Below are 21,500 nucleotides of genomic sequence, written 5' to 3' on the forward strand. Positions count from 1 at the left end.
CGGTGATCTCTTGGCTGGGGGGCGCCTGCGCGCTGAAATGTGTTTATCATAAGCGTCTATTTGCTTAGCTTGCCACGGACACCATGACCGAGAACGACTATCTGCTCGCCTGGGGCCTTTACGCCCTGGCCGCCCTGGGGTGCCTGGCGGTGGGCTTTCGCCTGACCCGCTGGATGTGGCGCTGGTTGCGCGAACCGCTGCGGGTGCTGATGGCAGTCTTGCTGCTGACCCCGACCATCATCGATCCGGTCAAAGACAAATTCGCCCCAGCGATTGCCATTACCGCCCTCGACCTGCTGTTCAAGGTCGGCAACAACGCCTTGCGCGCCGCCGCTGATCTGGCCATGTACGGCATGATCGCCTTCGTGCTCTATGGCGTGTTCGTGGTGCTGCGCTGGCCGCTGGAGAAGCGCGCCAAGGCGCGTCGCGAGCAGGCCGAAGCGGCCGCCAAGCGTGATGCCGAAGAAGCGTTGGTCGATGAGTCGTTTGCCGCCAGCAGCAGTGATCGCTACCGCAACCCGCCTGAAGCACCACTGGGCGGTAGCCGTTCGCGGGTCGAGCCGCGCTTGTAGGATTTGCCCGGGAGCAGTCAAGCATGTGTGAACTACTGGGCATGAGTGCCAATGTGCCGACCGATATTGTCTTCAGCTTCACCGGGCTGATGCAACGAGGCGGGCGCACGGGGCCGCACCGGGATGGCTGGGGTATTGGCTTCTACGAAGGCCGTGGCCTGCGTTTGTTCCAGGACCCGGCGGCGAGCTGCGAGTCGGAAGTGGCCAATCTGGTCCAGCGTTACCCGATCAAGAGCGAGGTGGTGATCGGCCACATTCGCCAGGCGAATGTCGGCAAGGTCTGCCTGTCCAACACTCATCCGTTTGTTCGCGAGTTGTGGGGGCGTAACTGGTGTTTCGCCCATAACGGTCAGCTTGGCCAGTTCCAGGGTCAGGCCAGCTTTTATCGGCCGATTGGCGACACCGATAGCGAAGCGGCCTTCTGCGACCTGCTCAACCGCGTACGCGAGGCATTCCCGGAGCCGGTGCCGGTTGAGGTGCTGCTGCCGGTGCTGGTCGAGGCCTGTGCCGAGTACCGTGGCAAGGGCGTTTTCAATTGCCTGCTCAGCGATGGCGACTGGCTGTTCTGTTTCTGCTCGACCAAGCTTGTGCATATCACCCGCCGGGCACCGTTCGGCCCGGCGCGCCTCAAGGACGTCGACATGATCGTCGACTTCCAGGCCGAGACCACCCCGAATGACGTGGTCACGGTGATTGCCACCGAGGCGCTGACCGAGAACGAAACCTGGCAGCGCTACGAGCCCGGCCAATGGGGCCTGTGGCGCCGTGGTGAATGTATCGCCCAAGGGCAACGCTAAGGGATAGTCCATGTTCAGAAGTTACCTGCGGTTGCTGCTGTTCACCTTCGGGTTGCTGGTGGGTGTGCAGATACCTGGCCTGATCAATGACTACAGCCAGCGGGTCGAGGCGCACCTGCTGGAGTCTCGTGAGGGGCTCAAGGGCTTTGAGGCCACCGCCAGGCGTTTCTTCAATGGCGATTTGCAAGCGCTGGTACGTCACTACCGCAGCAGCGACGATCCGGTGTTCAACAGCGATGCCAACAGCATCGACAGCCTGTTGATCCGCAATCGCCAATTCGAGCGCGAGTGGCAGATCCTCCAGGGGCCTTGGCTGGAACGGACCTGGCATGTGCTGGTGCGCGCCGACAGCCAGCTGCGCGAAGAAACCCTCAACGGCTACAGCTACCAGATTCTTCTGGCTCCCGAGGCGCTGGCCTGGGGCCTGAGCTGTGCCTTGCTGCTGGCGCTGCTGGTGGAAAGCCTGTTGTTGCTGATTGGCTGGGTAGTGCTTGGCGGACGGCGCAAACCGGTGACTGAGAGCTGGCGCTAGACCAGCTTGATCCGCTCGGGCCCGGCATTGGCGGCGTAGCGTTCAAGCACATTGCGACACAGCGCCACCACTTCATCGACCAGCTCGACTCCGGTCTGCCAGGCCACCACCAGCTCCAGGCTCGGTGGTTGTTGCGCCAGCGGCAGCAAGGTCAGTTCACCCCTGGCCAGTTCTTCGCTGACCAGCGCAGGCGGCAGGGCGCCGATGCCGAAGCCGTCACGCAGCAAGCGGGTGATCGCCGCCACCGAGTTCACACAGTTCAGGCGCGGGGCGCTGACGCCTTCGGCCTGCAGCAGGCTGAGCACTTCCTGGTGCGGCCGGGAGTTTTTCGAAAAGGTTACGATGCGCTCACGGGCAAGCTCGGCGAGCGAGGCATAGTCGCGGTTGTAGATCGACTGGCTGGCGACAATCCAGCCCATGGGGTAGCGCGCCAGGTCAAGGCTGCGGATCGATTCCTGGCGTAGCAGGTCGGTTTGCAGGATCACATCGAGGAAGCCTTTTTGCAGCTGTTCGCGCAAATTGAGCGCAGTATCGGCGACCAGTTCGATTTCTACCTGGGGGTAGCGCTCCATCAGTTCCGAGACCAGCGGGCTCATCCAGGTGTGGATCACGGTGTCCATCACCCCCAGGCGTATTCGACCGACCTTGGCCCGGTCGCTGTCCAGCGATTGTTTGAGCGCTTTGGCGGTGTCGAGCATCTGCTCGGCGTACTCAAGGACCTTGCTGCCTTCGGGCGTCAGACTGACCCCGCGTGAATCGCGCAGCAGCAGCTTGACCCCAAGGTCGGCCTCAAGCGCGGCGATGCGGCTGGAGATCGACGCCTGGGTGGTGAAGAGCTTTTCCGCGGTCAGGCGAAAGCTCTTGAGTCGGGCCACCCAGACAAAGGTTTCGAGGAACTTGAGGTTCATGGTGCGCTCACTGATCAATTTTTTCTTATGCCAGACCGCTGGTTTTTCTCGTTGGACGCCAACACAAGGCCATCGAAAAATGTCGGTCACGGTTGCGACAAAGATCGCCGCCTTTAAAACAATACCAACAAGCTGAGGCAACCATGAACCCATCGGGCGTGCAGCAACAGGTCAAATCCAGTTCAGTGGCGGGACCTTTCGACTGGTACCGCAACATCAACAAGCAGGAACGACGGACCTTCTGGAGCTGCAAGATCGGCTACGGCCTGGATGGCATGGACACCCAGATGCTCAGCTTCGTCATCCCCACCCTGATCGCGCTGTGGGGCATCACCACCGCCGAAGCCGGGTTGATTCACACCAGTACCCTGATCGCCTCGGCGCTGGGCGGCTGGATCGCCGGCATCCTCTCCGATCGTATTGGCCGGGTACGCACCCTGCAACTGACGGTGCTGTGGTTCGCCTTTTTCACCTTCCTCTGCGGCTTCGCTCAGAACTATGAACAACTGTTGATCGCTCGTACCCTGATGGGCTTCGGTTTCGGCGGCGAATGGACCGCTGGCGCGGTGCTGATCGGCGAGGTCATCCGCGCCAAGGATCGCGGCAAGGCGGTGGGCATGGTGCAGTCTGGCTGGGCCATCGGCTGGGGTCTGACGGCGATTCTCTACGCCGTGCTGTTCACCCTGCTGCCGCCAGAAGACGCCTGGCGCGCGCTGTTCCTGCTGGGCATCGTGCCTGCGGTATTCGTGATTTTCGTCCGCCGTCTGGTCAAAGACCCGGAAATCTACCGCCAGGCCAAGGCTGCGGAAAAAACCGAAGCACCGTCGCATTTCTATGAGATTTTTGCCCCTGGCATGCTCTTCACCACCATCCGTGCTTCGCTGCTGACCACCGGTGCGCTGGGCGGTTACTACGCGATCACCTCCTGGCTGCCGACCTTCCTCAAGAACGAGCGCGGCCTGAGTGTGCTTGGCACCGGTGGCTACCTGGCCATGGTGATTTTCGGTTCGTACATCGGCTACGTGATCAGCGCTTATCTCACTGACCTGCTGGGACGCAAAAAGAACTTCATCCTGTTCGCCGTGGGTTCGTTCATCATCGTCCTGCTGTATACCCAGATGCAGGTCAGCGATGGTGTGATGCTCTGGCTGGGCTTCCCGCTGGGCTTCTTCGCCTCGGGTATTTTCAGCGGTATGGGGGCTTTTCTCACCGAACTTTTTCCTACCCGTATCCGCGGTTCGGGGCAGGGCTTCTGCTACAACATCGGACGGGCTCTGGCGGCGTTTTTCCCGCTGCTGATTGGTATGCTTAGCCAGAAGGTGCCGCTGGGCCTGGGTATCGGCGCTTTTGCAGCGGTGTCCTATGGGGTGGTGATCCTGGCGGCGCTGAGCCTGCCGGAAACCCGTGGCAAAGAACTTGAAGCCCATTAAGGCCGAGCCGGAAGGAGTTACAGACGTGAGCCGCCTGCTACTGAATTGCGATATGGGTGAGAGTTTTGGCAGCTGGACCATGGGCCTGGACGCCCAGGTCATGCCCTTTGTGGATTGCGCCAACATCGCCTGCGGTTTCCATGCCGGGGATCCGGGCATCATGCGCAAGACGGTGGCCCTGGCCATCGCCAGCAATGTCCAGATCGGTGCCCACCCGGCTTACCAGGATCTGGCCGGCTTCGGCCGCCGTTCCATGGCCTGCAGCGCCGAGGAAATCCGCGACTTGCTGCACTATCAGATCGGTGCGCTGGATGGCATCTGCCGGACCCAGGGCGCTCGGATTGCTTACGTCAAACCCCATGGCGCGCTGTACAACGACATGATGGCTGATCCGCTCAAGCTGCGCGCTGTACTTGAAGCGGTGGTCAGCTATGACCGGCAGTTGCCGCTGATGCTCATGGCCACGGCCGACAACAGTGCTGCCCAGGCCCTGGGTGACGAGTACGGCGTTACCTTGTGGTTCGAAGCCTTTGCTGACCGCGCCTACGATGCCGCCGGCCATCTGGTCTCGCGGCGCTTGCCGGGCGCGGTGCATCATGATCCGGCACGGATCGTTGACCAGGCCCTGCGTCTGGCCCGTGGCGAGCCGTTGATTGCCATAGACGGTAGCGAGTTGCGCCTGCAGGCTCAGACCTTGTGCGTACATGGCGACAACGAAAGCTCGGTCGCGGCGGTGCAGCAGATTCGCCAGGCCCTTGATGCCCTGGTGACGTCATGAGCTACCGCATTGAAACGGTGGCCATCGACTGCCTGATGGTGCGCCTGTTCGACGCCATCGATGAAGCCAATATGCCCTGGATGCTCGCGGCCAGTCAGCGCTTGCGCGCGGTGTTCGCCGGGCATCTGCTTGACCTGGTGCCGTCTTACACCACGCTGATGGTGCATTTCGACCTGCTGCAACTGTCGCCGGACCAGGCCCGCACCTTGATTCGCGAAGCGCTGGAAAACCTGCAGCCGGATAACGGCAGCGGCGGGTGCCAGCACGAGATCCCGGTGTGGTACGACCTGAGTGTCGGACCGGAACTGAGTCTGTTGGCCGAGCGTTGCGCTACCTCGGTGGCTGACATCGTGCGTCGGCACAGTGAACGCGAGTATCAGGTGTTCGCCCTTGGCTTCGCTCCTGGTTTTGCCTTCATGGGCCTGGTAGAAGAAGCCCTGGCCGCGCCGCGCCTGGCCACTCCGCGCAAGCGCGTGGCGGCAGGCAGCGTCGGCATCGCCGAGCGCCAGACCGCGGCCTATCCGGCAGTCTCTCCGGGTGGCTGGAACCTGATCGGCCGCACCCCGAGCAAACTCTTTGACCGTGCACGTGACGGCTACAGCCTGTTGCAACCGGGGGACCGGGTGCGCTTCGTCGCCGTGGATCGCGCCACCTTCATCAACCTGGGCGGCGACGATACCCCGCTGGAGGCCTTGGTATGAGCCGCTTGTCGATCGAGGCCAGCACACCGCTGTGCCTGTTGCAGGATGCCGGACGTTTTGGCGTGCGCCATCTGGGCGTGACCCAGGGCGGGGCGCTGGACTGGGTCTCGATGCGCTGGGCCAACTGGCTGCTGGGCAACCCTGGCGAGGCTGCGGTGGTGGAAGTGACCCTGGGAGGCTTCAGCCTGGTCGCCGAGCAGGATTGCTGTCTGGCGCTGACCGGCGCCGACCTGGATGCGCGAATCGACGGTGAGCCGCTCAAACCCTGGTCCAGCTTTACCCTGAGCCGAGGCCAGCGTCTGCGCCTTAACCAGCCATTGCAGGGCGCTCGGGCCTATCTGGCCGCGCCTGGAGGTTTTGCTGCGCCGCAGGTGCTGGGCAGTTGTGCCAGTGTTGTGCGTGAGGAGCTGGGCGGACTGGATGGACTGGGTTCAGCGCTGGCCAAGGGGCAACAGCTCGAATACCGCGGGACTGCTCCAGGGCTGAAAACAGTGCCTGAGGGATTGCGGCCAGACCTGACTGACAACAGCGCACTCGATCTGGTACTGGGCGCGCAGATCGGCGATTTCAGCGGCATCAGTCTGTTTGAGGCGTTCAACCGCGACTGGACCCTGGATAGCCGCGCCGACCGCATGGGCATGCGTTTGCTGGGCCCTGCCTTGCAGTATCAGGGCGCGCCGATGATTTCCGAGGGAATTCCGCTGGGGGCGGTGCAGGTGCCACCGGATGGGCAGCCGATTGTGCTGCTCAATGATCGCCAGACCATTGGCGGCTATCCGCGTCTGGGGGCGCTGACGCCGTTGGCGTTGGCACGGTTAGCACAGCGGTTGCCGGGGAGTGTGGTCAGGTTCAGGCCGGTAGTGCAGGAAACGGCCTGGCGGGAGCAGCGGGATTATTTGCAGCGGTTTGAGGACTGATCGCGGGGCAAGCCCGCTCCCACAGGAAGGATCTAAACCCTGTGGGCTTGCCCCGCGATAGTGTCACTTGGACAAAAACCGCATCCCTTCCTCCAACCCGCGCAAGGTCAATGGAAACATCCGGTCTTCGATCAACTCGCGAACGATGTTGGTCGACGCGGTATACCCCCAGGTGTCCTTGGGATAAGGGTTGATCCAGATAAGCTTCTTGTACTTCTCCATGAAGCGCTGCATCCACACATAGCCGGCTTCTTCGTTCCAGTGTTCGACGCTACCGCCCGGCTGGGTGATCTCGTAGGGTGCCATGGCCGCATCGCCAACGAACACTACTTTGTAGTCGGCACCGTACTTGTGCAGCAGGTCCATGGTCGAGGTGCGCTCGGAAGTGCGGCGCAGGTTGTTCTTCCACACCGACTCATAGACGAAGTTGTGGAAGTAGTAGTACTCCAGGTGCTTGAACTCGGTCTTGCAGGCTGAGAACAACTCTTCGCAGATCTTCACATGAGCGTCCATCGAGCCGCCGATGTCGAACAGCAGCAGCAACTTGACGCTGTTACGCCGCTCCGGGCGCATCTGGATGTTGAGCAGGCCGGCATCGCGGGCGGTGTGGTCGATGGTACCGTCGATATCCAGCTCTTCGGCCGCGCCCTGGCGCGCGAACTTGCGCAAGCGGCGCAGGGCCAACTTGATATTGCGCGTGCCCAGTTCGACCTGATCATCGAGGTTTTTGTACTCGCGCTGGTCCCAGACTTTGACCGCCTTGCCCTGACGCTTGCCGGCATCGCCGACGCGAATCCCCTCGGGGTTGTAACCCCCCGAACCGAACGGGCTGGTACCGCCGGTGCCGATCCACTTGTTGCCACCGGCATGGCGTTCCTTCTGTTCTTCCAGACGCTTTTTGAACTCTTCGATCAGCTTGTCCAGGCCACCCAGGGACTGGATCTGCGCGCGCTCCTCGTCGCTCAGCGAACGCTCGAATTCCTTGCGCAGCCAGTCTTCGGGAATCAGCGCTTCCAGGTGCTGATTGAGGTTTTCAAGGCCCTTGAAGTAGACGGAAAAGGCCCGGTCGAACTTGTCGAAATGCCGTTCGTCCTTGACCAGGATCGCTCGCGACAGGAAGTAGAACTCGTCCATGTCGGCAAAGGTCACCCGTTGCTTGAGCGCATTGAGCAAATCAAGCAGCTCACGCACCGACACGGGTACCTTGGCCGCGCGCATTTCATTGAACAGATTGAGCAGCATGGCAATTGCCCCCGGGCTCAGCGATTACCGCGACGGCTCATGAAGGCCAGACGCTCGAGCAGTTGCACGTCCTGTTCGTTTTTCACCAGCGCGCCGGCCAGCGGCGGGATGGCCTTGGTCGGATCGCGCTCACGCAGCACGGCTTCGCCGATGTTGTCGGCCATCAGCAGCTTGAGCCAGTCGACCAGTTCCGAGGTGGACGGCTTTTTCTTCAGGCCCGGTACCTTACGCACGTCGAAGAACACGTCCAGCGCTTCGCTGACCAGGTCTTTCTTGATGTTCGGGTAGTGCACATCGACGATCTGCTGCAGGGTGTCGCGGTCGGGGAAGGCGATGTAGTGGAAGAAGCAACGGCGCAGGAAGGCGTCGGGCAGCTCTTTCTCGTTGTTCGAGGTAATGATGATGATCGGGCGCTGCTTGGCCTTGATCGTCTCGTCGGTCTCGTAGACGTAGAACTCCATCCTGTCCAGTTCCTGCAACAGGTCGTTGGGGAACTCGATGTCGGCCTTGTCGATTTCGTCGATCAGCAGAATCACCCGTTCCTCGGATTCGAACGCCTCCCAGAGCTTGCCTTTCTTCAAGTAGTTGCGCACGTCGTGGACCTTGTCCACGCCCAGTTGCGAGTCACGCAGGCGGCTGACCGCATCGTACTCGTAGAGGCCCTGGTGGGCCTTGGTGGTCGACTTGATGTGCCAGGTGATCAGCTTGGCGCCAAAGGATTCGGCCAACTGTTCGGCGAGCATGGTCTTGCCGGTGCCGGGCTCGCCCTTGACCAGCAGTGGTCGCTCCAGGGTGATCGCCGCGTTGACTGCCAGTTTCAGGTCGTTTGTGGCGACGTAGGTGCTGGTGCCTTCGAACTTCATGAACCGATCCTCTAACGTAGTGCCGGGGTACATGGCCCCTGGCAGAAAAATTGTCATGCCCGACTATAACGCGGGCTTTGCTTGACTGGGAACGCAGACGCTCTATTCAGTCTCTGAATGGAGCGTCACTTGGTGACCTGGTCAGGGCGAGGGTATTGCCGGACGTATCAGGGGTGGACTCACCCTGGAGGCAGGCTTACCCTTGAAGTTTTCTGCACCGGTGCTAAAAGGACCCCCGTCATGAGCCGTATCTTTGCTGACAACGCGCATTCCATCGGCAATACGCCGCTGGTCCAGATCAACCGCATCGCCCCGCGCGGCGTGACCATTCTGGCCAAAACCGAAGGGCGCAACCCGGGTTATTCGGTCAAATGCCGGATCGGCGCGAACATGATCTGGGACGCGGAAAGCAGCGGCAAGCTCAAGCCGGGAATGACCATAGTCGAACCCACCTCGGGCAATACCGGCATCGGCCTGGCCTTTGTTGCTGCCGCGCGCGGCTACAAGTTGCTGCTGACCATGCCGGCGTCGATGAGCATCGAGCGGCGCAAGGTGCTCAAGGCTTTGGGCGCCGAACTGGTCTTGACCGAGCCCGCCAAGGGCATGAAAGGGGCGATCGAAAAGGCCGCTGAAATCCTCGCCAGTGATCCGGCCCTGTACTTCATGCCAGCGCAGTTCGATAACCCGGCCAACCCGGCGATCCACGAAAAGACCACCGGTCCGGAAATCTGGAATGACACTGACGGCGCGGTCGATGTGCTGGTCGCCGGGGTCGGTACCGGTGGCACCATTACCGGGGTTTCCCGCTATATCAAGCAGACCCAGGGCAAGGCAATCCTTTCCGTGGCGGTCGAGCCGCTGGTGTCGCCGGTGATCACCCAGGCGTTGGCCGGACAGGAGATCAAGCCCAGCCCGCACAAGATCCAGGGTATCGGCGCCGGCTTTGTACCGAAGAACCTCGACCTGAGCATGGTCGACCAGGTTGAACTGGTCAGTGACGAGGAGTCCAAAGTCATGGCTCTGCGCCTGATGCAGGAGGAGGGGATCCTCTGCGGGATTTCCTCCGGCGCGGCGATGGCAGCGGCGGTGCGCCTGGCGGAAAAACCTGAAATGCAAGGCAAGACCATCGTCGTGATCCTGCCCGATTCCGGGGAACGCTACCTGTCGAGCATGCTCTTCAGCGACCTGTTCACCGATCAGGAAAACCAGCAGTAACGCGTTTGCAGGCTGACCCGGTGCAATTTTTTGCGCCGGGGTTTATTGCACAATCCTTAACACTGAATACTGGCAGCGGATATTTTTGCAGAGGCTGTATCCCTTTATGATGGTCGCGTAAACAGGCATAGATTGCCGAGTCTTGATTTCAAGGAGTGTTGCATGAGCTTTTCCTTTGTCGCCAAGGCAAGTGTATTGCTGTTGTTTTTTGGCAGTACGCTGTTTGTTCACCTGCGCGGCAAGGCGCGTTTGCCAATGTTGCGCCAGTTCGTCAACCATTCGGCGCTGTTCGCCCCGTATAACGCCTTGATGTACCTGTTCTCCGGCGTGCCCTCCAAACCCTACCTGGATCGCAACCGTTTTCCCGAGCTTGATGTACTCAAGGACAACTGGGAAGTTATCCGTGAAGAGGCCTTGCACCTGTTCGACGAGGGTTACATCCGCGCCGCCGAGAAAGACAACGACGCTGGCTTCGGTTCGTTCTTCAAGAAGGGCTGGAAGCGTTTCTACCTGAAGTGGTACGACAAAGCGCTACCCTCGGCGCAAGTGCTGTGCCCGAAGACCGTCGAACTGGTCAACAGCATCCCCAGCGTCAAAGGAGCGATGTTTGCCCTGTTGCCCGGTGGCAGCCACCTCAACCCGCACCGTGATCCGTTCGCCGGTTCCCTGCGTTACCACTTGGGCCTGTCGACGCCAAACTCCGACAACTGCCGAATCTACGTCGATGGCCAGGCTTATGCGTGGGGCGACGGTGATGATGTGATGTTTGATGAAACTTACGTGCACTGGGTGAAAAACGAAACCGAGACTACCCGGGTGATCCTCTTCTGCGACGTCGAGCGTCCGCTCAACAGCCCGCTGATGAGCTGCATCAACCGCAAGGTCAGCACCTTCCTTGGCCGTGCCACCGCGCCGCAGAACACCGATGACGAACGTGTTGGCGGGATCAACCGGGCCTATGCCTGGAGCAAGCGCTTCAGCAATGTCATCAGCAGCCAGGTCAAGCAGTTCAAGCGCGCCAACCCCAAGGCTTACCGGGTGTTGCGTCCGGTGCTGGCGGTGGTGGCGGCTTATCTGTTGTATCACTGGTTGTTCTGAGACTGCATCGCGGGGCAAGTCGAGTCGTCGCACCGCCGCTCCCACCGGGATGATTACAGTCCTGGTGGTGCGGGCTTGCCCCGCGATAAACTCACCGCTATAGTCAAACCCACTTCACCTCACCGAAGACCTGCTCATGCCAGCTTCCCCACTCAGCACCGTATTCGCTACCGCGCCCGACGCGGTTGTCGACGTGCGTGGGAATCAGCAGCCGGCCATGATCAGTCACTACCCACCACCTGTCAGTAGCGTGGTTGTGTGCGTTGTCGCACCACCAGGCGTGGTAGTGCCGGGCTAAGCGGCCAATCGCTGCGTCCCGTCACACCTGCACCCTACTGAATACGGTTGGTTGCCCATAACGGGCAGCACCGTTCGGCTTATCTGCCCGAATTACAGGTGGCATTCATGTTTGCTCTATCGAAAGAATCCGTGGCCTCGGCGGCCACTACCAGCCTGTTCGTCCTGCTCTGGAGTAGCGGGGCGATCGTCTCCAAGCTGGGCCTGGCCCATGCCAGCCCCTTTGCTTTCCTGCTGATGCGTTCAGCCCTGGCCCTGTGCGGTCTGCTGCTGCTCGCGCCGTTGCTCACGTTGCGCTGGCCGCGTGGTCGGGCGGCGGTGCTGCAAGCGCTGGCCACCGGTTGTGTGCTGCTCGGTGCCTACCAGATCTTCTACCTGCTGGCGCTGAACACCCAGGTGACCCCCGGCGTCATGGCTACGGTCATGGGCGTGCAACCTATCCTCACCGTGGTGTTGATGGAACGTCAGCGTTCCTGGAGCCGCTTGTTTGGCCTGGGCCTGGGCTTGAGCGGGCTGATCATGGTGGTCTTTCAAGGGATTAACCTGGGCGGGGTCTCCCTGATCGGGATGCTCTTTGCGTTGTTGGCACTGGCGAGCATGACCTTTGGTTCGATCATGCAAAAGCGCATCACCAGCAACCCTATGGGTACCTTGCCGCTGCAGTACATTGCCGGGTTGCTGATGTGTGCGCTGTTTGCGCCGTTGCAGCCGCTGCAGGTCGAACTGACTGGCAGTTTCATCGGCGCTTTGCTGTGGATGGGGCTGGTGGTCTCGCTGCTGGCGACGCTGCTGCTGTACCGGCTGATTGCCAAGGGCAACCTGGTCAACGTCACCAGCCTGTTCTACCTGGTGCCCGCAGTGACGGCAGTCATGGACTACCTGATCTTCGGTAACCGCCTGGCGGCGCTGAGCCTGTTGGGTATGGGGCTGATTGTGATTGGCCTGCTGTTCGTGTTTCGCAAGCCAGCGGTAACAGCGGCGCAACTTCAGGCTGATTAACATCCGCTAAATCGCGGGGCAAGCCCGCTCCTACCGATCCGGTGGAGCGGGCTTGCCCCGCGATCAGGCGCGAACCGCCGCCGGCTTGAGCACCAGCCACAACGCCACAGCAATCAACACCCCACCATACAGATGCGCCATCGACAGTGGCTCATCCAGTAGCCAGGCCCCCCAGAGCACACCAAAGGCCGGGATCATGAAGGTCACGGTGCTGGCCTTGACCGGGCCGATTTCGCTGAGCAGACGGAAATAGAGGATGTAGGCAAATGCCGTACACACCAGGCCCAAGCCCAGCAATGACAGCCAGACGTCCCAGCCGCCCCAGCTCGCCGGTGGTTGGGTCACCACGCTGTAGCCAAACAGCGGTAACAGCAACAAGCTCGCCCCCATCATGCTGCCCAAGGCTGACAGCCGGCTGTCGAGACCGCCCTGATGATCAAGCCAGCGCCGTGCCAGATAGCCGGCAAAGCCATAGCAGGTGGTTGCCGCCAGGCATGACAGGGCGCCCTGCAGTAGCTGGTGATCAAACGTTACCGGACCTGCACCGCTGAGAATGCCGACACCGAACAAACCGAGGAAGATGCCACTGAGCTTGGCCAGGGTCATTGGCTCGCGGAAAAACAGCGCGCCGATCAACACCCCCATCAGTGGGGTGGTGGCATTGAAAATGGCGGAGTAACCGGCCGGCAGTACTTGCGCCGCTACTGAGTAAAGCGTCGCCGGAATCCCCGAGTTGATCATGCCCAGCACCAGGCAAGCCTTGAGCTTGCCGTTAAAGTCCCAGCGCACCCGCAGCAGGGCGAGAATCACCAGCAAGCCGAGGCAGGCAATCGAGACGCGGAAGAAGGCGGTTGGCACAGTACCGAGCACTGGCGCGATGATGCGCATGAACAGAAAGCTGGCCCCCCAGACAGCGGCAAGAATCAATAGGCGGGTGACAGCGATGGGGCTCATGGGGCTCTCCGGGTCCTTTGGGGCGGGGCGCGAGTTTACGCCAGAAGCCTTGGTCGGCTCTCTCCCTTTCTTGCGCTGGAATTCTTCAAGTTGTGAGTTTGGCCGATACACCCCTGTCACCAGGCTTTCCCTGACTTCGGTGACTGGCTAAGCTCAGGCTTCGACATTCCCGCAGAGGTCTGATGTATGCCCCAGCACTGGCCGGCCGCCGATATCGCCCGGATGATCCTCGATGGCTTCGACGATTACCGTGAGCATTTTCGCCAGATCACCATCGGCGCCCGCGCCCGCTTCGAGCAGGCTCTGTGGCAACAGACCCAGAGCGCCTCGGCGGCGCGGATCAACCTGTATGAGGAAAAGGTCAGCGAGGTCAGCATTTGGTTGCATCAGGCATTCAACGCCGAGGTGTTGCTGGAGGTAGAGCAGTGGCCGTTGGTCAAAAGCGCTTATATCGGCCTGATCGACCCGCGTCTGGACGATGAACTGTCAGAGACCTGGTACAACTCGATCTTCTGCAGCCTGTTCAGTCACGACCTGATCAGCGATGGCTGCATGTTCATCCATACCACCCGGCCCTCGTTGCGCAGCCACGAGCGCGCAGCCCAGACTCGTACCTACCGGCCCCAGGGCGGCCTGGCCAGCATGCTGGCGCAAGTCTTCGACGACTATTGCTTCGACGTCGGCTATGGCAACCTTGCGGGCGACCTGGCCCGGCTCGAAGGGCAGCTACGCGAAAACCTGCCGGATTGGGTATGCAAGGACCCTGCGCTGGCCGTGGAATTGTTTACGCCTGTGTTGTACCGCAATAAAGGCGCTTACCTGGTCGGGCGCCTGTATACCCAGGATGAGCAGTGGCCGCTGGTGATCCCTTTGTTGCACCGTGAAGGCCACGGCATCGAGATCGACGCGCTGATCACTGATGAGGCCGAGGTATCGATCATCTTTTCCTTCACCCGTTCTTATTTCATGGTCGATGTGCCGGTACCGGCCGACTTTGTCAGCTTTCTCAAGCGCATCCTGCCGGGTAAGCACATCGCCGAGCTGTATACCTCGATCGGCTTCTACAAACACGGCAAGTCGGAGTTCTACCGCGCCCTGATCAATCACCTGGCCAGCACCGACGACCGTTTCATCATGGCGCCTGGCGTGCGCGGCATGGTTATGAGCGTGTTCACCCTGCCGGGCTTCAACACGGTGTTCAAGATCATCAAGGACCGTTTCTCGCCGTCCAAGAGTGTCGATCGCGCCACGGTGATCGAGAAGTACCGCTTGGTGAAAAGCGTTGACCGTGTCGGGCGCATGGCCGATACCCAGGAGTTTTCCGACTTCCGTTTCCCCTTGAGCAAGTTTGAGCCCGAGTGCCTGGCCGAGTTGCTGGAGGTGGCGCCTTCGACGGTACAGGTGGAAGGCGACACCGTGCTGGTGCGCCACTGCTGGACCGAGCGGCGGATGACTCCACTCAACCTCTACCTGGAAAGCGCCAACGATGCCCAGGTACGTGAAGCGCTGGAAGATTACGGTCTGGCCATCAAGCAGCTGGCGGCGGCGAATATCTTCCCCGGCGATATGTTGTTGAAGAACTTCGGCGTTACCCGCCATGGTCGGGTGGTGTTTTACGACTATGACGAAATCTGTTTTCTCACCGAGGTCAACTTTCGCTACATCCCGCCACCGCGCTATCCCGAAGACGAGATGTCCGGTGAACCCTGGTATTCGATTGGTCCGCTCGACGTGTTTCCCGAAGAATTTCCGCCGTTCCTGTTTGCCGACAGCGGGCAGCGGCGCCTGTTCAGCCAGTTGCATGGTGAGCTGTACGACGCCGATTACTGGAAGAGCCTGCAGGGGGCGATTCGGGGCGGTAAGGTGATTGATGTGTTCCCTTACCGGCGCAAGGCGCGTGAATGCTGAAAAAGCATCGCGGGACAAGCCCGCCCCCCGGCCTAACCCTGCATACACTTGAGCACACTGAAATCTTTGCGCACCTGGCTCAGCTTCTGCTCCAGGTGCCGGCGCTGCTGTTCGCTGCTCTGGGCCATCAGATCAACCAACAGCTGCCGGGCTGCCTGTTCGCTGTGCTGACTGGCCTGGCGGTACTCCGGGGTCCACAGGGTTTCGCGGTTTTTCAGCAGTTGTTCAAGGCGTGACTGGAAACCATCACTTTTGCGCTGCTCCATGGCCTCACTGAAATGCGCCTGCCAGTTCGCCCGATTGGCGACCGACTCACGGCTCTGCTCACCCTGGCCTTGTGACCAGGCCATGATACGCAATTGCTGCTGCGGGCTAAGCTCACCCAGCCAGGGCGTCAGGCGCTTCTCCATGCGTTCGGCGCGCGCCGCGATCTGCCTGGCCAGGGGTGTTTTGACAAGCCTGGCCTGACGTTCATGAATGTCCGCAGTAAAGGCCTGGCGCATCTCGCGCACCTGTTCGTCGTCCATGGCCCGAAGCAACTGCGCCGCAGACGGAGTGATCTGATCCGTCACCCTGGCGATGGCCTGTTTCACTTCTTGCGTGCGGGCCTGCACTTGCTGATCGGTGACCTGGCCGTTGACGACCATCTGTCGGACTTCATCGATCCAGGTCAGGTATCCCGGCAATTGTGTGCGGCAATGCCAGGCCAGGTGCTGTTTCAGGCGCTGATTGAGCCAGGCCTTTTGCTGGCGGTTCATGTTCAGATAGTCGTTGAGCGACCACGGCACCAGTACATCAAGGTTGCGGTAGGCCAGGTCAATGCGGCTGCAAGCCACGGCCAGCAGGGCAGGGACGAGCAGGAGCAGGAAGGGGCGCAGGGACTTGTACAGGCAGGCGTACATGAGCGAATCCTTGCAGTGGCTTGCTTGTCTTTATAGAACAGCATGGCTGATTACGGTTCCTTTTGCCGGTTGGGTGTAGAATGCCGGCCTCGCAAAGAGGATTTCCGGAAATGGCTTTAGTTGGGCGTTACAACAGTTTGCAAATCGTGAAACACACGGACTTCGGCCTGTACCTGGACGGCGGCGCGGATGGCGAAATCCTCCTGCCTAACCGCTACATCCCCAAGGACACGCCCACCGAGGTCGAAGATTGGCTGAACGTCTTCGTCTACCTGGACAGTGAAGACAAGCTGATCGCAACCACCGAAAAGACCAAGCTGCAGGTCGGTGAGTTCGCCAGCCTCAAGGTCAAGGAAATCAACAGCATCGGCATCTTCCTCGACTGGGGCCTGCCCAAGGACCTGTTGATGCCGTACTCCGAAGAAAAGCGCCAGATGAAAGCCGGCGAATACTGCGTAGTGCATGCCTACCTGGACAAGCGCACCCGCCGCATTACCGCCACCGCACGTCTGGACCGCTACCTGGACAAGGTGCCGGCGACCTACAAGGTCGGCCAGGAGGTTGATCTGCTGGTGGTCGAAGAAACTCCGATGGGCTTCAAGGCGATCATCAACAACAAACACTGGGGTTTGATCCACAAGAACGAGGTGTTCAAGTTCCTGCGTTCGGGCAAGCAGGAGAAGGGTTACATCAAGGAGCTGCGCAGCGACGGCAAGATTGCCCTGAGCCTGCAGCCGATTGGTCAGGACCTGGCCAATAGCCTGAATGACAAGATCCTCGCCAAGCTCAAGGACGCCAACGGCGTGCTGCCGGTCAGCGACAAGAGCGACCCGCAACTGATCAGCGATATGTTCGGGGTCAGCAAGGGCAACTTCAAGAAGGCCATCGGCGCCTTGTACAAGGATGGCCGCATCGTCATCCACGCTGACCGCATCGAACTGGTCTGATCAGACCTGGCGAAAGCCTGAAAAGCTCAGGTTTTCGCCACCTGGGCGCAGGTCCTGGAGCAGTGAGTCGCGGTCGGCGCTCAGGGCCAGGCTGATGGTCGAGCGCCGCTTGCCGGGGTGGCGCACTTCCATCTTCTCCAGATGGGCTTTGAGGAAATTCACCGGTACCTTCAAATGCTGCAGCTCGTCGGTCTCGGGCGTGTGCAGCAGCAGGTTGACCCAGTCGGCCGCCCCTTTGCGCAATACCAGTTTCACCGGCACATCGAACCACCACAGGCTGCGCTTGCTGTCGAGCACGGCGAACAGGGTGTTGTCGCTGGCGAGCACCGGTTTTTCCAGCTCCAGGTTGCGACGGGCGATGGCGGCGGGTTTGTCGAGTTTCATGCAGGTTCCTACGGGTGACGCTTGAAAGGTCGACTATTGTGCTGGCAATGCGGTGAAACATAAAGCGGCGTCGCAATGCTGCAATCGCTTGATAAGCATTTGAAACTCCAGAGCAAGGCCATGGGTCCACATACCTTTACGTTGGTAGCGTGTTAGTTCCTTTCAGGAGAGCGCTCATAAGTGGCAATCAACGGCTACTTGGCGTCGATCGTCGTTTAGACTTCAATGCAGACCTTAGTGAGGAGCCGAGCTCATGTCCCTCGAGCGGCGCAAGGAGACGCTATGATTTTTCCCGACCTGCGCGGCTTGCCGTTGCATCGCGTGCTGGTGCGCACCGTCAAGGAGTTTCTCGATGACGAGATGTCTACCTATGCCTCGGCATTGGCCTACCAGATGCTGTTTTCGCTGTTTCCCTTCCTGTTGTTCCTGATCGCGCTGATCGGCTTCCTGCACCTGCCGGACTTTTTTTCCTGGCTGCGCCTGCAGTCGGAGCTGGTGTTGCCGCCCCAGGCCCTGGAGCAAGTCAACCCGGTGATCGACCAGTTGCAGCAGTCCAAGGGCGGCCTGCTCTCGGTGGGTATTGTCATCGCCTTGTGGACGGCGTCGGCGGGCGTGCGGTTGATGATGAGCGCGATGAATGCGGCCTACGATGTGGTCGAAGGCCGCCCGGTGTGGAAGCGCTTTCCCTTGTCGGTGATTTATACCGTGGGCATCGCCGGCATGTTGCTGGTCAGCGCAGCCTTGATGGTGCTGGGGCCGCAGGTGATGGAATGGATTGCCTCGCAGATCGGCATGCAGGAATTCATTGTCACGGTGTGGACGATACTGCGCTGGCCGGCGATCATTATTTTGATGATGATGGCGGTGGCGTTGATCTATTACGTGATGCCGGATGTTAAACAGGAGTTTCGTTTTATCACCCCGGGCTCGGTGCTGGCCGTCGTGGTGTGGATCATCGCTTCATTGGGCTTCGGTTATTACGTCAAGGTCTTCGCCAACTACAATGCCATGTATGGCAGTATTGGTGCGATCATCATTCTGCTGTTGTACTTCTATATTTCTGCTGCGGTTTTGTTATTAGGAGCAGAGATGAACGCGGTGATTGAGCATATGTCTGCCGAAGGCAAGAATCCGGGTGATAAACAAGCCGGTGACACCCCCCACGAGCATGATAAAAAGCATGTTTCCGGGTTGGGACGCGATCACTCGCTCGATCACCTGGCCACGCCGGAAGGTGAACCCTTGAGTCGTACATCCCATGATTCGTGACATTCTGAAAATGGGCGACGAGCGCTTGCTGCGCATCGCCCCACCGGTACCGCAGCACCTGATCGGCAGTACCGAGCTGGAGCAGTTGATTGCCGACATGTTCGAGACCATGCACCATGTCGGCGGCGTTGGCCTGGCCGCGCCGCAGATCGGTGTTGACCTGCAACTGGTGATTTTCGGCTTCGAGCGCAGCGAGCGTTATCCGGATGCCGAGCCGGTGCCGCAGACCATCCTGCTCAATCCGCTGATCACGCCCGTCGGTACAGAAGTGGAAGATGGCTGGGAAGGCTGCCTGTCCGTGCCGGGCCTGCGCGGTGTGGTGCCGCGTTTTCGCTGTATTCGTTATCAGGGTATCGACCCGCACGGCCAGGTGATCGATCGGCTTGCCGAGGGCTTTCATGCGCGGGTGGTGCAGCATGAATGCGATCACCTGATAGGGCGCTTGTACCCATCGCGTATCCACGACTTCAACAAGTTCGGCTACACCGAGGTGTTGTTTCCCGGGCTGGATCCTGCCGGCGACGATTGAGGCCGGGCCATTGCCAAGAGTGTCTTGCTGCGTTGGTAACGCACCAGACGTTCGGCCAGCGGGGCAGGTAGCTCAGTGCAGGGTGTGAAGCCTTGGCGCTGGTAGAAGGGTACGAGGTCGGGATGGCAGAACAGCCAGGTCGTACCCTCGCTGCTGTGCATGGCCGTCTCGATCAAGTAGCGGGCAATCCCTCGGCCTCTCCAGTTTTGCGCCACCCATAACCCGGTCAGCCAGTCGCCGCCGGGTACCGGGGTCAGGCACAACGCCGCGACGATTTCCTCCGCACGAGCTACCCAGAGCTGCCCTTGAGCGGCTGCGCGCATGGACGAACCCTGGGTTTTGTAGAATTTATTCAGCAGTGGCCGCTCGGGGCCGGTCAGCAGGCAGTAGCGTAAGGTGGTCACGGCGATTGTCCGGCAGGAGCTCTGGTCCGGGCTTTTACACCGACAGCAGCAACGTGTCGAGGGTGAAAGCCTTGAGCTATTGTTGCAGGTTTGGTAACAGTGAATGTTCGGTTCAGGGATTTAACCGTGTCGGGCAACTTGTAAACTATGTTTGTCCCCACAAAAAAGTAACAGTGGGACCGGTACTTCGTGTTATGTCCTTCGTGTCTGATGTAACAACTTCTCCGCGCCGCTGTTGGCCAATGAAGTCAATCGATTAGTTTGATTGCTTTGCAGGCTTATTGTTATGAAAAGTTTACTTGTACTTGCCCTTGTCGGTGTTTCTTCTTTTGCCCTGGCTGACGAAGTTAGCACTGCCAGTGCTCAGCCAGTCGTTCAGCAGTACGATTATTCGACCAACCTGGATATTGCCAAGGTTATCAGTCTGTCGACTATTCCTAATGTCTGTGAAATCGTGCCGGCGACCATGGTCTACGAAGATCATCAAGGTCAGCGTCATACCCTTGAGTACCGCGCCATGGGTAACGGTTGCACCAACGGTTGATCGCGCCTTATCGGCGCTCACGCTCCAGCAACTGGCGCTTGCGCTCAACGCCCCAACGGTAGCCCGAGAGGTTGCCGTCGCTGCGCACCACCCGGTGACAGGGGATGGCCACCGCCAGGGCGTTGGCCGCACAGGCCTGGGCCACGGCGCGCATCGCTTTGGGCGAGCCGATCTGTTGAGCGATCTCGGCATAGCTGGCGGTTGTCCCCGCCGGGATTGTCCGCAAGGCCTGCCAGACCCGCTCCTGAAAGGCTGTACCGCGCAAGTCCAGCGGCAAATCCAGGCCAATCCCCGGCACCTCGATCAATCCCACCACTCGGGCCACCAGCGTTTCGAAGGCAGCATCGCCACCAAGCAAGTCGGCCTTGGGGAATTTGTCCTGCAAATCGTGCAGTAGTGCCTGTGGATCATCGCCGAGGAGGATCGCGCAAATACCGCGTTCGCTTTGTGCCACCAATATCGCGCCCAATGAACATTGACCGATGGCAAAGCGGATAGCCATGTTGGCGCCGCCATCCCGATAGGCGCCCGGGGTCATGCCCAGGCGTGCATTGCTGGACTCGTAAAAACGACTGTTGGAATTGAAACCGGCCTCGTACAGAGCATCAGTGATGGTGTCGGAGTGGCGTAATTGCTTGCGTACCTTACTTGCTCGATGGGCTGAGGCATACGCCTTGGGCGTTACCCCGGTAATGGTCTTGAACACCCGATGAAAGTGGAAAGGGCTCATGTTCAACTGCTCGGCCAGTTGATTGAGGCTGGGCGCTGACTCGGCGCTTTCAATCAACAGGCAGGCGCGGGTGACTTGCGCGCGATGCTGTTCGGCCATCAGCGTCTGGTCTGCCGCCCGCCGTTTGCTCGGGCGATAGCCTGCGGCTTCGGCTTGTGCCGGGGTATCAAAGAACTCGACGTTGTCGATGCGCGGCAGGCGCGAGGTGCTGCTGGGCCGGCAGTACACACCGGTGGTGCGTACGGCATAGACAAATTCCCGGTCGGCTGCCGGGTCGCGGGCCAGGATCGCTTGCCAGCGTGGGTCGGTTTCGCTGATGCGGGGTTTGCCTTGGCGCATGCCGGGAACCTCTTGCTAAGTAGGGATAGGTTCAGATTAAGGCGATCATCGGCGAAGAAAACTCCGGGTCTTGCGTTCAAACTCGCGGATTAGGCACCCGCCACAGGTACCAGGCGGCAATGGTGCGGTAAGGCCGCCAGGCCTGACCGAGTTCAATCATCTGGCGGCGAGAGGGCTGCGTTTCCAGCCCTTGCAATCGCATCGCCGGCTTTCAATTGCTCGACCTGGTTGAACACGTTAC

At 60.2% G+C, this 21,500-nt stretch carries 23 protein-coding genes and 1 pseudogene; 15 read left to right on the forward strand and 9 right to left on the reverse strand.

Annotated features, from left to right (window positions below; all coding sequences use genetic code 11):
* The first annotated feature begins 83 nt into the window (after positions 1–83).
* From C6382_RS17665 to C6382_RS17675, 3 genes are read left to right on the forward strand one after another with little or no spacing between them, the layout of a single operon-like run.
* Positions 84–572, forward strand: a complete 489-nt coding sequence (locus C6382_RS17665) for an MFS transporter (RefSeq protein WP_107025657.1) — start codon at positions 84–86, stop codon at positions 570–572.
* Between the two features lie 23 nt (positions 573–595).
* A complete protein-coding gene (locus C6382_RS17670) occupies positions 596–1,369 on the forward strand; it encodes a class II glutamine amidotransferase (RefSeq protein WP_107025658.1) in 774 nt (257 codons plus the stop codon).
* A 10-nt stretch (positions 1,370–1,379) separates the two neighbouring features.
* Complete coding sequence (locus C6382_RS17675; RefSeq protein ID WP_107025659.1) at positions 1,380–1,901, forward strand: DUF2937 family protein; 522 nt, start codon at positions 1,380–1,382, stop codon at positions 1,899–1,901.
* On the opposite strand, the gene C6382_RS17680 is transcribed toward C6382_RS17675, so the two are convergent.
* On the reverse strand, positions 1,898–2,809 hold the full coding sequence (locus C6382_RS17680) for a LysR family transcriptional regulator (RefSeq protein ID WP_107025660.1): 912 nt from the start codon (positions 2,807–2,809) through the stop codon (positions 1,898–1,900). The two genes, C6382_RS17675 and C6382_RS17680, sit on opposite strands and share 4 nt — an antisense overlap.
* A gap of 143 nt (positions 2,810–2,952) precedes the next feature.
* Here C6382_RS17680 and C6382_RS17685 point away from each other — a divergent pair, with 143 nt between their 5' ends.
* The 4 genes from C6382_RS17685 to C6382_RS17700 are packed head-to-tail and all read left to right on the forward strand — an operon-like array spanning position 2,953 to position 6,635.
* A complete protein-coding gene (locus C6382_RS17685) occupies positions 2,953–4,239 on the forward strand; it encodes an MFS transporter (protein WP_107025661.1) in 1,287 nt (428 codons plus the stop codon).
* A 25-nt stretch (positions 4,240–4,264) separates the two neighbouring features.
* Positions 4,265–5,017, forward strand: coding sequence for a 5-oxoprolinase subunit PxpA (locus C6382_RS17690; RefSeq protein WP_107025662.1), 753 nt, complete (start codon positions 4,265–4,267; stop codon positions 5,015–5,017).
* Positions 5,014–5,718: a 5-oxoprolinase subunit PxpB gene (gene pxpB / locus C6382_RS17695; protein ID WP_107025663.1), complete on the forward strand. Its 705-nt coding sequence runs from the start codon at positions 5,014–5,016 to the stop codon at positions 5,716–5,718. Before C6382_RS17690 ends, pxpB begins: the two co-directional genes overlap by 4 nt.
* Positions 5,715–6,635: a biotin-dependent carboxyltransferase family protein gene (locus tag C6382_RS17700; protein ID WP_107025664.1), complete on the forward strand. Its 921-nt coding sequence runs from the start codon at positions 5,715–5,717 to the stop codon at positions 6,633–6,635. Before pxpB ends, C6382_RS17700 begins: the two co-directional genes overlap by 4 nt.
* Positions 6,636–6,698: 63 nt before the next feature.
* Here the strand turns inward: C6382_RS17700 and C6382_RS17705 are convergent, their stop codons facing one another.
* Together C6382_RS17705 and C6382_RS17710 are read right to left on the reverse strand one after the other, a co-directional pair.
* Entirely contained in the window at positions 6,699–7,877 is a 1,179-nt protein-coding gene (locus tag C6382_RS17705) for a VWA domain-containing protein (RefSeq protein ID WP_107025665.1), read from the reverse strand.
* Positions 7,878–7,894: 17 nt separating this feature from the next.
* Positions 7,895–8,740, reverse strand: a complete 846-nt coding sequence (locus C6382_RS17710; protein WP_107025666.1) for a MoxR family ATPase — start codon at positions 8,738–8,740, stop codon at positions 7,895–7,897.
* 240 nt (positions 8,741–8,980) lie between these two features.
* Here C6382_RS17710 and cysK point away from each other — a divergent pair, with 240 nt between their 5' ends.
* From cysK to C6382_RS17725, 3 genes are all read left to right on the forward strand, one after another.
* Complete coding sequence (cysK, locus tag C6382_RS17715) at positions 8,981–9,955, forward strand: cysteine synthase A (protein WP_107025667.1); 975 nt, start codon at positions 8,981–8,983, stop codon at positions 9,953–9,955.
* A gap of 162 nt (positions 9,956–10,117) precedes the next feature.
* Positions 10,118–11,053, forward strand: a complete 936-nt coding sequence (locus C6382_RS17720; RefSeq protein ID WP_107025668.1) for an aspartyl/asparaginyl beta-hydroxylase domain-containing protein — start codon at positions 10,118–10,120, stop codon at positions 11,051–11,053.
* A gap of 405 nt (positions 11,054–11,458) precedes the next feature.
* The gene (locus C6382_RS17725) at positions 11,459–12,349 is read left to right on the forward strand and encodes a DMT family transporter (protein WP_107025669.1); all 891 of its coding nucleotides are present in this window, start codon (positions 11,459–11,461) and stop codon (positions 12,347–12,349) included.
* A gap of 63 nt (positions 12,350–12,412) precedes the next feature.
* Here C6382_RS17725 and C6382_RS17730 read toward each other — a convergent pair whose 3' ends face one another.
* Positions 12,413–13,303: a DMT family transporter gene (locus C6382_RS17730; protein WP_107025670.1), complete on the reverse strand. Its 891-nt coding sequence runs from the start codon at positions 13,301–13,303 to the stop codon at positions 12,413–12,415.
* Positions 13,304–13,489: 186 nt separating this feature from the next.
* Between C6382_RS17730 and aceK the strand changes: the two genes are divergently transcribed.
* Positions 13,490–15,211 carry a bifunctional isocitrate dehydrogenase kinase/phosphatase gene (aceK, locus tag C6382_RS17735; protein WP_107025671.1) on the forward strand — a complete coding sequence of 574 codons (1,722 nt, stop codon included), beginning with the start codon at positions 13,490–13,492 and terminating at the stop codon, positions 15,209–15,211.
* 32 nt (positions 15,212–15,243) lie between these two features.
* Here aceK and C6382_RS17740 read toward each other — a convergent pair whose 3' ends face one another.
* Positions 15,244–16,113 (reverse strand): DUF6279 family lipoprotein, encoded by an 870-nt coding sequence (locus C6382_RS17740; protein ID WP_107025672.1) that lies wholly within the window; start codon positions 16,111–16,113, stop codon positions 15,244–15,246.
* Positions 16,114–16,223: 110 nt separating this feature from the next.
* Here C6382_RS17740 and C6382_RS17745 point away from each other — a divergent pair, with 110 nt between their 5' ends.
* Complete coding sequence (locus C6382_RS17745; protein ID WP_107025673.1) at positions 16,224–17,060, forward strand: S1 RNA-binding domain-containing protein; 837 nt, start codon at positions 16,224–16,226, stop codon at positions 17,058–17,060.
* On the opposite strand, the gene C6382_RS17750 is transcribed toward C6382_RS17745, so the two are convergent.
* Positions 17,061–17,444: a hypothetical protein gene (locus tag C6382_RS17750; protein ID WP_107025674.1), complete on the reverse strand. Its 384-nt coding sequence runs from the start codon at positions 17,442–17,444 to the stop codon at positions 17,061–17,063. It lies immediately after the preceding gene.
* A 282-nt stretch (positions 17,445–17,726) separates the two neighbouring features.
* Here C6382_RS17750 and C6382_RS17755 point away from each other — a divergent pair, with 282 nt between their 5' ends.
* Together C6382_RS17755 and def are read left to right on the forward strand one after the other, a co-directional pair.
* Entirely contained in the window at positions 17,727–18,713 is a 987-nt protein-coding gene (locus C6382_RS17755; RefSeq protein ID WP_107025675.1) for a YihY/virulence factor BrkB family protein, read from the forward strand.
* On the forward strand, positions 18,703–19,242 hold the full coding sequence (gene def / locus C6382_RS17760; protein WP_107025676.1) for a peptide deformylase: 540 nt from the start codon (positions 18,703–18,705) through the stop codon (positions 19,240–19,242). Before C6382_RS17755 ends, def begins: the two co-directional genes overlap by 11 nt.
* Here the strand turns inward: def and C6382_RS17765 are convergent.
* Positions 19,194–19,646, reverse strand: a complete 453-nt coding sequence (locus C6382_RS17765) for a GNAT family N-acetyltransferase (RefSeq protein ID WP_256589131.1) — start codon at positions 19,644–19,646, stop codon at positions 19,194–19,196. The two genes, def and C6382_RS17765, sit on opposite strands and share 49 nt — an antisense overlap.
* Before the next feature lie 286 nt (positions 19,647–19,932).
* On the opposite strand from C6382_RS17765, the gene C6382_RS17770 reads away from it, so the two are divergent.
* Positions 19,933–20,190 carry a DUF2790 domain-containing protein gene (locus tag C6382_RS17770; RefSeq protein WP_107025677.1) on the forward strand — a complete coding sequence of 86 codons (258 nt, stop codon included), beginning with the start codon at positions 19,933–19,935 and terminating at the stop codon, positions 20,188–20,190.
* A 7-nt stretch (positions 20,191–20,197) separates the two neighbouring features.
* Here the strand turns inward: C6382_RS17770 and ada are convergent, their stop codons facing one another.
* On the reverse strand, positions 20,198–21,259 hold the full coding sequence (gene ada, locus C6382_RS17775; RefSeq protein ID WP_107025678.1) for a bifunctional DNA-binding transcriptional regulator/O6-methylguanine-DNA methyltransferase Ada: 1,062 nt from the start codon (positions 21,257–21,259) through the stop codon (positions 20,198–20,200).
* Between the two features lie 76 nt (positions 21,260–21,335).
* Positions 21,336–21,458, reverse strand: a pseudogene (locus C6382_RS24410) (DNA-3-methyladenine glycosylase 2 family protein); the annotation flags it as partial.
* Between the last annotated feature and the right edge of the window lie 42 nt (positions 21,459–21,500).

Source organism: Pseudomonas sp. BBP2017 (assembly GCF_003024385.1).
Classification (GTDB): Bacteria; Pseudomonadota; Gammaproteobacteria; order Pseudomonadales; family Pseudomonadaceae; genus Aquipseudomonas.

Excerpts from the sequence above, each read along its gene's own strand:
- C6382_RS17665 (WP_107025657.1), top strand. The coding sequence starts at position 84 with ATGACCGAGAACGACTATCTGCTCGCCTGGGGCCTTTACGCCCTGGCC.
- C6382_RS17670 (WP_107025658.1), top strand. The coding sequence starts at position 596 with ATGTGTGAACTACTGGGCATGAGTGCCAATGTGCCGACCGATATTGTC.
- C6382_RS17675 (WP_107025659.1), top strand. The coding sequence starts at position 1,380 with ATGTTCAGAAGTTACCTGCGGTTGCTGCTGTTCACCTTCGGGTTGCTG.
- C6382_RS17680 (WP_107025660.1), bottom strand. The coding sequence starts at position 2,809 with ATGAACCTCAAGTTCCTCGAAACCTTTGTCTGGGTGGCCCGACTCAAG.
- C6382_RS17685 (WP_107025661.1), top strand. The coding sequence starts at position 2,953 with ATGAACCCATCGGGCGTGCAGCAACAGGTCAAATCCAGTTCAGTGGCG.
- pxpB (WP_107025663.1), top strand. The coding sequence starts at position 5,014 with ATGAGCTACCGCATTGAAACGGTGGCCATCGACTGCCTGATGGTGCGC.
- C6382_RS17700 (WP_107025664.1), top strand. The coding sequence starts at position 5,715 with ATGAGCCGCTTGTCGATCGAGGCCAGCACACCGCTGTGCCTGTTGCAG.
- C6382_RS17705 (WP_107025665.1), bottom strand. The coding sequence starts at position 7,877 with ATGCTGCTCAATCTGTTCAATGAAATGCGCGCGGCCAAGGTACCCGTG.
- C6382_RS17710 (WP_107025666.1), bottom strand. The coding sequence starts at position 8,740 with ATGAAGTTCGAAGGCACCAGCACCTACGTCGCCACAAACGACCTGAAA.
- cysK (WP_107025667.1), top strand. The coding sequence starts at position 8,981 with ATGAGCCGTATCTTTGCTGACAACGCGCATTCCATCGGCAATACGCCG.
- C6382_RS17720 (WP_107025668.1), top strand. The coding sequence starts at position 10,118 with ATGAGCTTTTCCTTTGTCGCCAAGGCAAGTGTATTGCTGTTGTTTTTT.
- C6382_RS17725 (WP_107025669.1), top strand. The coding sequence starts at position 11,459 with ATGTTTGCTCTATCGAAAGAATCCGTGGCCTCGGCGGCCACTACCAGC.
- C6382_RS17730 (WP_107025670.1), bottom strand. The coding sequence starts at position 13,303 with ATGAGCCCCATCGCTGTCACCCGCCTATTGATTCTTGCCGCTGTCTGG.
- aceK (WP_107025671.1), top strand. The coding sequence starts at position 13,490 with ATGCCCCAGCACTGGCCGGCCGCCGATATCGCCCGGATGATCCTCGAT.
- C6382_RS17740 (WP_107025672.1), bottom strand. The coding sequence starts at position 16,113 with ATGTACGCCTGCCTGTACAAGTCCCTGCGCCCCTTCCTGCTCCTGCTC.
- C6382_RS17745 (WP_107025673.1), top strand. The coding sequence starts at position 16,224 with ATGGCTTTAGTTGGGCGTTACAACAGTTTGCAAATCGTGAAACACACG.
- C6382_RS17750 (WP_107025674.1), bottom strand. The coding sequence starts at position 17,444 with ATGAAACTCGACAAACCCGCCGCCATCGCCCGTCGCAACCTGGAGCTG.
- C6382_RS17755 (WP_107025675.1), top strand. The coding sequence starts at position 17,727 with ATGATTTTTCCCGACCTGCGCGGCTTGCCGTTGCATCGCGTGCTGGTG.
- def (WP_107025676.1), top strand. The coding sequence starts at position 18,703 with ATGATTCGTGACATTCTGAAAATGGGCGACGAGCGCTTGCTGCGCATC.
- C6382_RS17770 (WP_107025677.1), top strand. The coding sequence starts at position 19,933 with ATGAAAAGTTTACTTGTACTTGCCCTTGTCGGTGTTTCTTCTTTTGCC.
- ada (WP_107025678.1), bottom strand. The coding sequence starts at position 21,259 with ATGCGCCAAGGCAAACCCCGCATCAGCGAAACCGACCCACGCTGGCAA.